Annotated in this window: 10 protein-coding genes; 4 read left to right on the forward strand and 6 right to left on the reverse strand. The window is 73.1% G+C overall.

All coding sequences use genetic code 11. The features are described 5' to 3' along the window. Positions 1-259 precede the first annotated feature (259 nt). The 3 genes from MFF13_RS25080 to MFF13_RS25090 all read right to left on the reverse strand — a co-directional run bounded on the left by MFF13_RS25080 (position 260) and on the right by MFF13_RS25090 (position 3,611). Positions 260-2,401, reverse strand: a complete 2,142-nt coding sequence (locus tag MFF13_RS25080) for a helicase-related protein (protein WP_238273266.1) — start codon at positions 2,399-2,401, stop codon at positions 260-262. 50 nt (positions 2,402-2,451) lie between these two features. Next, a complete protein-coding gene (locus MFF13_RS25085; protein ID WP_147761841.1) occupies positions 2,452-2,820 on the reverse strand; it encodes a thiol-disulfide oxidoreductase DCC family protein in 369 nt (122 codons plus the stop codon). Positions 2,821-3,071: 251 nt separating this feature from the next. Then, positions 3,072-3,611 carry a hypothetical protein gene (locus MFF13_RS25090; protein ID WP_238273267.1) on the reverse strand — a complete coding sequence of 180 codons (540 nt, stop codon included), beginning with the start codon at positions 3,609-3,611 and terminating at the stop codon, positions 3,072-3,074. Between the two features lie 61 nt (positions 3,612-3,672). On the opposite strand from MFF13_RS25090, the gene MFF13_RS25095 reads away from it, so the two are divergent. Further along, on the forward strand, positions 3,673-3,930 hold the full coding sequence (locus tag MFF13_RS25095; RefSeq protein WP_147753497.1) for a DUF6894 family protein: 258 nt from the start codon (positions 3,673-3,675) through the stop codon (positions 3,928-3,930). Positions 3,931-3,945: 15 nt separating this feature from the next. Here the strand turns inward: MFF13_RS25095 and MFF13_RS25100 are convergent, their stop codons facing one another. Continuing rightward, positions 3,946-4,401, reverse strand: a complete 456-nt coding sequence (locus MFF13_RS25100; RefSeq protein WP_147753498.1) for a GNAT family N-acetyltransferase — start codon at positions 4,399-4,401, stop codon at positions 3,946-3,948. A gap of 216 nt (positions 4,402-4,617) precedes the next feature. Here MFF13_RS25100 and MFF13_RS25105 point away from each other — a divergent pair, with 216 nt between their 5' ends. After that, entirely contained in the window at positions 4,618-5,943 is a 1,326-nt protein-coding gene (locus MFF13_RS25105; RefSeq protein WP_147753499.1) for an MFS transporter, read from the forward strand. 109 nt (positions 5,944-6,052) lie between these two features. On the opposite strand, the gene MFF13_RS25110 is transcribed toward MFF13_RS25105, so the two are convergent. Next, positions 6,053-6,265, reverse strand: a complete 213-nt coding sequence (locus tag MFF13_RS25110; protein WP_147753500.1) for a helix-turn-helix domain-containing protein — start codon at positions 6,263-6,265, stop codon at positions 6,053-6,055. Beyond that, positions 6,262-6,498: a hypothetical protein gene (locus MFF13_RS25115; protein WP_147753501.1), complete on the reverse strand. Its 237-nt coding sequence runs from the start codon at positions 6,496-6,498 to the stop codon at positions 6,262-6,264. The genes MFF13_RS25110 and MFF13_RS25115 overlap by 4 nt, the downstream gene beginning before the upstream one ends. A gap of 225 nt (positions 6,499-6,723) precedes the next feature. On the opposite strand from MFF13_RS25115, the gene MFF13_RS25120 reads away from it, so the two are divergent. Next, positions 6,724-7,614 (forward strand): LysR family transcriptional regulator, encoded by an 891-nt coding sequence (locus tag MFF13_RS25120; protein ID WP_147753502.1) that lies wholly within the window; start codon positions 6,724-6,726, stop codon positions 7,612-7,614. A 146-nt stretch (positions 7,615-7,760) separates the two neighbouring features. Continuing rightward, positions 7,761-9,122, forward strand: a complete 1,362-nt coding sequence (gudD, locus tag MFF13_RS25125) for a glucarate dehydratase (RefSeq protein ID WP_147815307.1) — start codon at positions 7,761-7,763, stop codon at positions 9,120-9,122. The last annotated feature ends 34 nt before the right edge of the window (positions 9,123-9,156 follow it).

Below are 9,156 nucleotides of genomic sequence, written 5' to 3' on the forward strand. Positions count from 1 at the left end.
GGAAGGCACCGCCGACGGCGACGCCGATGGCCAGGAAGGCCACGGAGAGGAGTGCACGCATGGAGGAAGGCCTGACGACGAGGTCGGCAAAGCCCTCTCCCCCACCGAAGTCGGGCCTGCCCGATTTCGGCAGGTAGGTTCGGATCTCGGGCAAGCCCGAGATCCATGCGGGGCGAGCGGATGCGCGCAAAGCGAACCGCCAGAACCAGGCCTGTGTGAATCAGGAAGCCTCCGCAGGGGAGGGAGGACGCCGCAGCGGTCAGGCCGGCACGCGCGGCCGGGTCCGCGCCGCGAGGTTGCACGAAGCCGTCTCGCGCAGGGTCTGCTCGATGGCGGCGTTGGCGCGGCCGCGCAGCAGCTTGGTCGCCTCCGCCTCGTCGAACGTGTCGGGGAAGCGCCGCGCCAGCCAGAGGTAGGCGGCGGCGAGCTTCACCGTCCGCTCCAGGTATTCGAGCTCGCCGCCGACGTTGGCCCGCAACGCCGCGACGGGCGCGCCCGCCGCCCGCGCCTGGACCCAGCGGTCCAGCATGGCCGTCGAGGCCGGGTCGCGCCGGTCGATCGGGCAGACCGCGAAGGCGAAGGCCTCGCGGATCGGCAGGTGCGCCTTGTCGACCGCCCGCGCCGCCTCCAGCGCCTCCTCCATCGCCGAGGGCTGGAACGGGGAGCCGTCGTAGAAGGTCGCGCGCGAGAAATGCGTCAGCACCTCGGCGAGCGCGTCGGTGCCGAGTTCGGCCGCCGCCGCCTCGATCGCGATCAGGTCCGGCCGGACGTAGAAGCGGGTGTCGGCGGCGGGCGCCGTCGGCGCGCCGGCGAGCGCGTCGCGGATCGGGCCGAGGCTGGCGTCGTCGGTGGCCGAGACGTGGCCCTCGTCCTGATGTCCGAAGCGGCCGGCGCGTCCCGCGATCTGGCGGATCTCGGGGTTGGTGAGCGGGCGGGTCGCCGTGCCGTCCCACTTCGCGACGGCCGAGAAGATCACGCGCTTGAGCGGCCCGAGGTTCAGGCCCATGCCGATCGCGTCGGTGGTGACCAGCACCTCGGCCTCGCGGTCGCGGAAGCGCCGCGCTTCCGCCCGCCGCACCTCCGGCGAGAGCGCGCCGTAGATGGTGGCGACGCTGCGCCCGGCCGCCACCAGCGCCTCGCGGTTCTCGTGCACGGCCCGGCGCGAGAAGGCGACGACGGCGTCCCCCGGCTGCACGGATTCGAGCGGAACGGGCTCACCGAGCGCCACCAGCGGGGTCTTGCGCACGAAGGTGACCACGTCGAGGGATTCGCCCGCGGCCTCCGCCGCTCGGCGGACATGCGAGAGCGCGTCGTCCGAGCCGCAGACGATCACGGTCCGCGCCGGAATCCCGAACAGCGCGTTGGTCCAGGCCCAGCCGCGGTCGGGGTCGGACAGCATCTGGATCTCGTCGATCACCGCGACCTCGACCGGGCGGCGCAGGTCAGCGGTCTCGATGGTGCGCGCGGTGTGGCTCGGGTCCGGCTCGCCCAGGATCTCCTCGCCGGTGACCATGCCGGCGCGCAGGCCCCGCTCCAGCAGGGCCTCGTAGTTCTCCAGCGCGAGCAGGCGCAGCGGCGCGAGGTAGGTCCCGGTCGGCGCCTTCGCCAGCATTTCGAGCGCCGCGTAGGTCTTGCCGGAATTGGTCGGGCCCATGTGGAAGACGATGCGCCGGTTCAGCCGGCGGGCGGGCACGAACTTGTCGATGTAGGAGCCGAACCCGACCCGGTCGCGCAGGCGCCGCCGTCCGGATTCCTCGCGCGCCACCACCTTCGCCCGCGTCCGCACGGTCTTCAGGGTGTCGAGGATCGCGTGGGCGAGGTTCGGGGAGGGCGTGAAGACGCGGGCGCGCAGCGACCGGTCGAGGTGGGCGATGTAGGTGGGCGCGTCCGCCCCGATCTCGTGGAGGTCGTCGCGGATCTGGTCGCGCAGGCGCGCCACCGTCCGGTGGAGCGTGCGCGCGAACCCGGCCGCGGTCTCGGCAAGCGCCGCCCGCAGGTCGTCGAGCCGCCAGGCCGGATCGTTGCCGAGCGCCATCTCCTCCAGGATCTCGGCCGCCGCCTCGCCCGGCGGCGCGTCGAGGCGCAGGTCGAGGCGGCCGTCGTCGAGGAGCGGCAGGCTCACCCGGAGATGCCAGGCGAGGGCGCCGTCCCGCGCCGGCTCGGCCCGGAGCGCCGGCAGGGCGAGCCGCAGGGCCGCGACGCCGCCCTCGGTGAAGGCCCGCCGCGCGTCGCCGTCGCGGAGCGCGGCCGCCACGGCGGCGTCCTCGACGAACCCGTCCTGCTCAGGGAGCCCCAACGCCCGGCGCAACGCCTCGCGATCGACCGCGGCCGCCGCGATCCCGAGCCGGTGCAGGGCGTCGGCGAGGATGTCGGTGGTCAGGTGGATGCGGTTGCGAGCCATGCCCTACCTTCTCGGCCGCGGCCCACGGGATCAAGCGCGGCGACGGGTTCTCAACGGTTGCGCACCAGAAGGCGGGCGATGCGCGGACGCAGCGGCAGGAACGCGCGATAGGCGATCTCGGCCAGCGGCATCGCCAACGGAAGCCGCGCGAGCCCCGCGAGCCAGCGCCAGCCCGGCAGCGCGCTCCAGAGCCGGGCGAACCCGGCGGCCCCCGACCGGAGCCGGCCGTCGGCGTCGCGGACATGGAAGCGGGCGCGGGCCGCCGCCCGGTCGAGGTCCGGCCCGAGGGGCGCGCCGTCGGGCGCCACGTCGACGAAGGCGATGCGATCGGCCCCGCGGCAGCGGCGGTAATGCCCGATCTCCGCCCGGCAGAGCGGGCAGGCCCCGTCGTAATAGACGGTCAGCGTCTCGTCGGGCACGGAACGGTCCTCCTGCGATGTTTTAGGAGATAGGGGGCGGGGCCACGACGGCAGCGCGGCCGGACGCCGCGAGGCCGGGGTCGCAGATCCCGCTCAGGGGCCGGAGTTCAAGCGCGGGTCCCTTCTCCCGGGGGGAGAAGGACAGGATGAGGGGCGTGACCTTTCCAGGATCGCGCTGAGCACGGCGCGGCGCGCCCCCCCTCTCCCGTTCGGGAGACGTGGCGAGATGCGTGAAGACGATGGCGTCCGCCCTACCGGCGGTCGTAGGGGTCGAACGGCGCCAGCGCGTCGTCGAGCGCCTTCGCGGCCGGATCGCGCCGGAGGTCGAGTTCGCGGTCCAGCGCGCGCACGAAGCGTTCGCGGCCGGCTTCGAGTTCGCGGCCGAGGCCGCCGAAGGCCTCCGCGACCTCGACATGGGGCGGGCCGTCGGTGACGAGGTAGTCGATCCCGCAAGCCGGCTCGGCCGGGCGTCCGGCGGGGCGGAGCCAATAGCAGAGGCGGACGCGGGTGAACGGCTCGCCCGCACGCCGCTCGACCCGGGCCCGCGCCAGCCGGAAGCTTTGGGGCCGGGCCCGCTCGGCGTAGGCGAGGCTCTGGCCGACGGTGACGAAGCCGTGCGTGCGGTGCCCGCGCACCAGCGCCAGCACCCGCGCGTCGGAAACGTCCGCCGGCTGCGCGCGGGCGCCCGCGACCGACGCGAGCACGAGTGCGGTGGTCAGCGCCGCGCGCGGCGACCACGTCGCGAGTTGGCCGGCCTCGCCCGGCGTTGCGGCGCGGCTGCGCTTCACCATGTCTTGCTCCGAAATCCCGCTTCGCCTGCGTGAAGCCCCGATGCGTCCAGGAGCCTGTACCGTGCCGCGCTACTTCTTCAACACACGTATCGGCGACGATTGGGTGACCGACCCGGACGGCGCCGAGCTGCCGGACGCCGACGCGGCCTGGGAGACCGCCCGCGACACCGTCCTGGCGGCGCTCGGCGTCGGCCGGGACCAAGCCCGGCTGATGACGGCCGACCTCGTCGTCACCGACGCGGAGGGCGAGATCGTGCTGGAATTCCCCTTCGCCGAGGCGGTCGAGATCGACCCGGACCAAGGCGCGACGGTGCACTGAGCTCCGCGCCCTCCATCAGCGCTCGCCGCCCTTCTTGCGCAGCGGCCGCGTCATCCGGGTGCCGGCCGCGACGAAGCCGGTGGCCGCGCAGAAGGCTTCGAGGTCCGGCCGGTCCGGCGGCAGCAGCATCTCCAGCCCGTCGCATCCGGCGCTGCGCGCGGCTTGCGCCGCGGCCTTGAGCAGCAGGCGCCCGAGCCCGCGCCGACGGTCGTCGGGGGCGACGAGGAGCGTGGTGATCTGCGCGGTCGGCTCGGCCACCAGCGTATGATACCAGTGCAGCACGACGAGGCCGCCCGGCGGCCCCCATTCGACCGCGACGAGGGCCGCGCCGTCGCGGCCGCGCAGGGCCTCGATCCGCTCGGCGAGGTCGCGCACCGCGATGCCCCGCCCCGCCGCGCCGATCAAGGCGGCGAGCCCCGGCGCGTCGGCGGCGTTGGCTGCCCGGATCTCCAGCCCGTACCGTCCGCTCAAGCCCCGTCCCCATCCACGTCGTTCATCGTCATCCCACCGCCGATCGATGCGCAGCCTGCATCGATCCATTCAGCCTTTGAGTTGGACGCCGCGCCGAGCACGCCCTTAACCTGAGGTCGCAAGCGGTCGCCGGGACCCCGTCGAGGGGTCGTCAGAGAACGACCGCTGTCCGCACCGGCAACGGCCGGGCGGTCCGCCTTCAGGGAGAAGGTCGCCATGGGCGCGGGTCTCGCCATGACCGCGGTGAAGCGCAGCCGCGTGCGGCTCCTCATCGTGACGATGCTCTTCATCGCCACCACCATCAACTACGCCGACCGCGCCACGCTCTCCATCGCCGGGCCGTCGCTGGCCAAGGACCTCGGCCTCGACGCGGTGGCGATGGGCTACGTCTTCTCCGCCTTCGCCTGGTCCTACGTGCTGGCGCAGCTGCCCGGCGGCTGGCTGCTCGACCGCTACGGCGCGAAGTGGGTCTACGCCGGCGCGATCTTCCTGTGGTCGGCCTTCACGCTGATGCAGGGCGCCGTCGGCTTCTTCACCGGCTTCACCGCGGTGGCGGTGCTGTTCGGCCTGCGGCTCCTCGTAGGCCTCGCCGAGGCGCCGGTGTTTCCCGCCAACGCCCGGATCACAGCGGCGTGGTTCCCCACCGCCGAGCGCGGCACCGCCTCGGCCTTCTTCAACTCCTCGCAGTACTTCGCCACCGTGCTGTTCACGCCGCTGATGGGCTTCGTCGTCCACCATTACGGCTGGCACCACGTCTTCACCCTGATGGGCGCGCTCGGCATCGCCTTCGCCCTGCTGTGGACCCAGGTGATCCACGGCCCGAAGGAGCACCCCGCGATCAACCAGGGGGAGCGCGACTACATCGAGGCCGGCGGCGCCCTCCTCGACATGGACGGGCGCGACGCGGGCGTGGCCCAGGTCGACGCCGGCCGCACCATCCGGCAGCTGCTCGCCAACCGCATGCTGCTCGGGATCTATGTCGGGCAGTACTGCATCACCACGCTGACGTACTTCTTCCTGACGTGGTTCCCCGTCTACCTCGTGAAGGAGCGCGGCCTGTCGATCCTGCAGGCGGGGTTCGCCGCCGTGCTGCCGGCGCTCTGCGGCTTCGTCGGCGGCATCCTGGGCGGCTGGATCTCGGACCGGCTGCTCAAGCGCGGCTACTCGCTGACCGCCTCGCGAAAGATCCCGATCGTCGGCGGGATGCTGCTCTCGATGGTGATCGTCGGCTGCAACTACGTCGCCACCGACGCCCTCGTGGTCGGGCTGATGGCGCTCGCCTTCTTCGGCAAGGGCGTCGGGGCGCTCGGCTGGGCGGTGGTCTCCGACACCTCGCCGCGCCAGGGCGGCGGCCTCTCGGGCGGCCTGTTCAACACCTTCGGCAACACCGCCGGCATCACCACCCCGATCGCGATCGGCTACATCGTGCAGCAGACGGGGTCGTTCAACGGCGCGCTGGTGTTCGTCGGGCTGAACGCGCTCGTCGCCGTCTTCTGCTACCTCGTCGTCGTCGGCGAGATCCGGCGGGTGGAGCTGCGCTAGGGCCGGCTCGCGTCGGCAAGGCAACGCTTCAACGGCGACGTGTCTTCGGTCACGCGTCCCGATCGGTCGCAGGTTGCGCGGGACCGCACGGCACGCCTGCGCAACCTGCTCAAGCGGACCGCCGCCGCCACCCTTCGGGCGCGGGGTGGCGGGTATGCGCCTCGGCCAGAGCTTCGAGCCAGCGGGCGACATCGGGCGGGATCGCGGCATCCCCGGACGCCCAGCGGCGCACCAGGCGGTCATCGCAGGCCAGCGCCTGAGCAAAGCCCCGTTGCGACCAGCGCAGCCGGGCGAGCACGTCGCGGAGGCGGCTGGCGGTCACCCGCCCAGCACCTTGACGAAGGCGGCGTCCGCGCCGAACAGCGCAGCACCCGCGGCCATGCCGGACAGGGCGACCTGCCAGGGTGCCAAGGCACGCGCGCGCGCGAGCTTGTCCGCCTCGGCACGCAGCTTGGCCTGCTCCTCGATGAATTTTTGGGTCTCGGCGTTCGACCGGAGGACGCGGGCGACCTGCTCGGCGACGTTGAGGCTGTTCGGAGCGGACGTGCCGGCCATCGGAGTCATCCCGTGATGCGCCCGGGGAACCCCCGCGAACATGTCCGCAAAATGAGGGAGGCTCGGACGACCGTCAACGACGGCGACGACCGTCAAGCGCATCGCGGGGCAAGCCGACAGGACCGATCGGCGCCTTGCTGGCCTCGTCCGTCTGGCCGCGACCGTCAGCGCGATGCAAGGAAGTCCGGTACGCCCGAGAGCCGGTGGGTCCCGTCAGGAGCACGCATGTTCGACTTCAGCCAGCTCCGGTGCTTCGCGACCGTGGCCGAGGAGCTGCATTTCGGCCGGGCCGCCGCCCGGCTGAACATGACCCAGCCGCCGCTGTCGCGGCAGATCCAGGTGCTGGAGCGCGTCCTCGACGTGCAGCTCCTCGACCGCACCAGCCGCTCGGTGCGCCTCACCGCCGCCGGGCGCAGCTTCCTGCCCGAGGCGCAGCGCATCCTGCGGCTCGCCGAGACCGCGACCCACGTCACCCGCCAGGTCGCGGCCGGCCGGGCCGGGGTGCTGAAGCTCGGCTTCACGGCGGCCTCGGCCTACGACTTCCTGCCGCGCCTCGTCATCGCGGCCCGGGCCGAGCTGCCGGACGTGACGCTCTCGCTGCGCGAGATGGTGACCAAGGACCAGGTCGAGGAACTCCTGGGCGGGCGCATCGACGCGGCGCTGGTCCGCCCGCCGGTCACCCATCCCGACCTCGCCTCGGTGCGGGCGCTGGCCGAGCCGATGGTGGTGGCCGTGCCCGCCGGCAACCCGCTGGCCGAGCGTGCGACGCTGACGCTGGCCGACCTCGACCGCGAGCCGTTCATCGCCTACGCGCCCAACGAGGCGCACTACTTCCACGACCTCGTGCGCGGCCTGTTCGCCGAGGCCGGCATCCAGCCGCGCATCGTGCAGCAGCTGACGCAGATCCACTCGATCCTGGCGCTGGTGCGCGCGGGGCTCGGCGTCGCGCTGGTGCCGGCGGCGGCCGAGCGCCTGCGCTTCGAGGAGGTCGCGTTCCGCCCCCTGCGCCTGCCGGCGCCGCGCCCGGCCGAGCTGCACCTCGCGTTGCGCCGCGACGGCGACGACCCGCTGATCGCACGCCTCATCGCGATCCTGGCGGCGCTGCCGCCGGGATGATCGATGCCAAGATCGATGCCAAGATCGATGCACGCCACGCATCGATCGATCCAGCCTTTGGCTTGGACCCGCATCGGCATCCTTGCGAGAACTTCGCGTAGACGGCGCGCCAGACGCCGGTCCCGTCAACGCCCCGGGAGGCGACCATGCAGGCCGACGCCGTCGATGCCCCGTCGCGCGGATTCTCGCGCACCCCCACCGTCACCGCGATGCGGGTCGTGCCGGTCGCCGGCCGCGACAGCATGCTGCTCAACCTCAGCGGCGCGCACGGTCCGTTCTTCACCCGCAACCTGGTGATCCTCGAGGATTCCACCGGCGCGACGGGCCTGGGCGAGGTGCCCGGCGGCGAGCGCATCCGCGGCGTTCTGGAAGAGGCGCGCGAGCTGATCGTCGGGCGCCCGATCGGCGCCTGGCAGGCGGTGCTCAACGCGATGCGGGCGCGCTTCGCCGACCGCGATTCCGGCGGCCGCGGGCTCCAGACCTTCGACCTGCGCGTCACCATCCACGCGGTGACGGCGGTGGAATCCGCCTTCCTCGACCTGCTCGGCCAGTTCCTCGACGTGCCGGTGGCGGCGTTGCTGGGCGAGGGCCAGCAGCGCGACGCCGTCGCGATGCTGGGCTACCTGTTCTACGTCGGCGACCGCCGCCGCACCGATCTGCCCTACCGCGAGCCGACCGCCCGCGACGGCTGGATGCGGCTGCGCGACGAGGAGGCGCTGACGCCCGACGCCGTCGCCCGCCTGGCCGAGGCCGCGCACGAGACCTACGGGTTCGAGGACTTCAAGCTGAAGGGCGGCGTGTTCGCCGGCGAGGACGAGATCGCCGCCGTCACCGCGATCCACAAGCGCTTCCCCGACGCCCGCGTCACCCTCGATCCGAACGGCGCGTGGTCGCTCTCGGAGGCGATCCGCCTGTGCAAGGGGCGGGGCGACGTGCTCGCCTACGCCGAGGACCCGTGCGGGGCCGAAGACGGGTTCTCGGGCCGCGAGATCATGGCCGAGTTCCGCCGCGCGACGGGGCTCCCCACCGCCACCAACATGATCGCCACCGACTGGCGCCAGATGAACCACGCGATCCAGCTCGGCGCCGTCGACATCCCGCTGGCCGACCCGCATTTCTGGACGCTGGCCGGCTCGGTCCGCGTGGCCCAGCTCTGCCGCGACCACGGGCTGACCTGGGGCTCGCACTCGAACAACCACTTCGACGTGTCGCTAGCGATGTTCACCCACGTCGCGGCCGCCGCCCCCGGCAAGGTGACGGCGATCGACACGCACTGGATCTGGCAGGACGGCCAGCGCCTGACGAAGGAACCGCTCACGATCCGCGGCGGCCTCGTGCGGGTGCCGGAGCGCCCCGGCCTCGGCATCGAGATCGACATGGCCGAGGTCGAGGCGGCCCACGCCCTCTACCTGGACCACGGCCTCGGCGCCCGCGACGACGCGGCGGCGATGCGGTTCCTCGTCCCCGACTGGACCTTCGACAACAAGCGCCCCTGCCTCGTGCGGTGAGGGCGACATCCTCCCCCCGTCATTCCGGCGCTCG

Origin of the sequence: Methylobacterium cerastii (genome assembly GCF_022179125.1) — a bacterium.
GTDB lineage: Bacteria > Pseudomonadota > Alphaproteobacteria > Rhizobiales > Beijerinckiaceae > Methylobacterium > Methylobacterium cerastii.

What these genes read in the sequence shown, in the direction of transcription:
- MFF13_RS25080 (WP_238273266.1), bottom strand. Translation starts at nt 2,401, where the DNA reads ATGGCTCGCAACCGCATCCACCTGACCACCGACATCCTCGCCGACGCC.
- MFF13_RS25090 (WP_238273267.1), bottom strand. Translation starts at nt 3,611, where the DNA reads ATGGTGAAGCGCAGCCGCGCCGCAACGCCGGGCGAGGCCGGCCAACTC.
- MFF13_RS25105 (WP_147753499.1), top strand. Translation starts at nt 4,618, where the DNA reads ATGGGCGCGGGTCTCGCCATGACCGCGGTGAAGCGCAGCCGCGTGCGG.
- MFF13_RS25115 (WP_147753501.1), bottom strand. Translation starts at nt 6,498, where the DNA reads ATGGCCGGCACGTCCGCTCCGAACAGCCTCAACGTCGCCGAGCAGGTC.
- MFF13_RS25120 (WP_147753502.1), top strand. Translation starts at nt 6,724, where the DNA reads ATGTTCGACTTCAGCCAGCTCCGGTGCTTCGCGACCGTGGCCGAGGAG.
- gudD (WP_147815307.1), top strand. Translation starts at nt 7,761, where the DNA reads ATGCAGGCCGACGCCGTCGATGCCCCGTCGCGCGGATTCTCGCGCACC.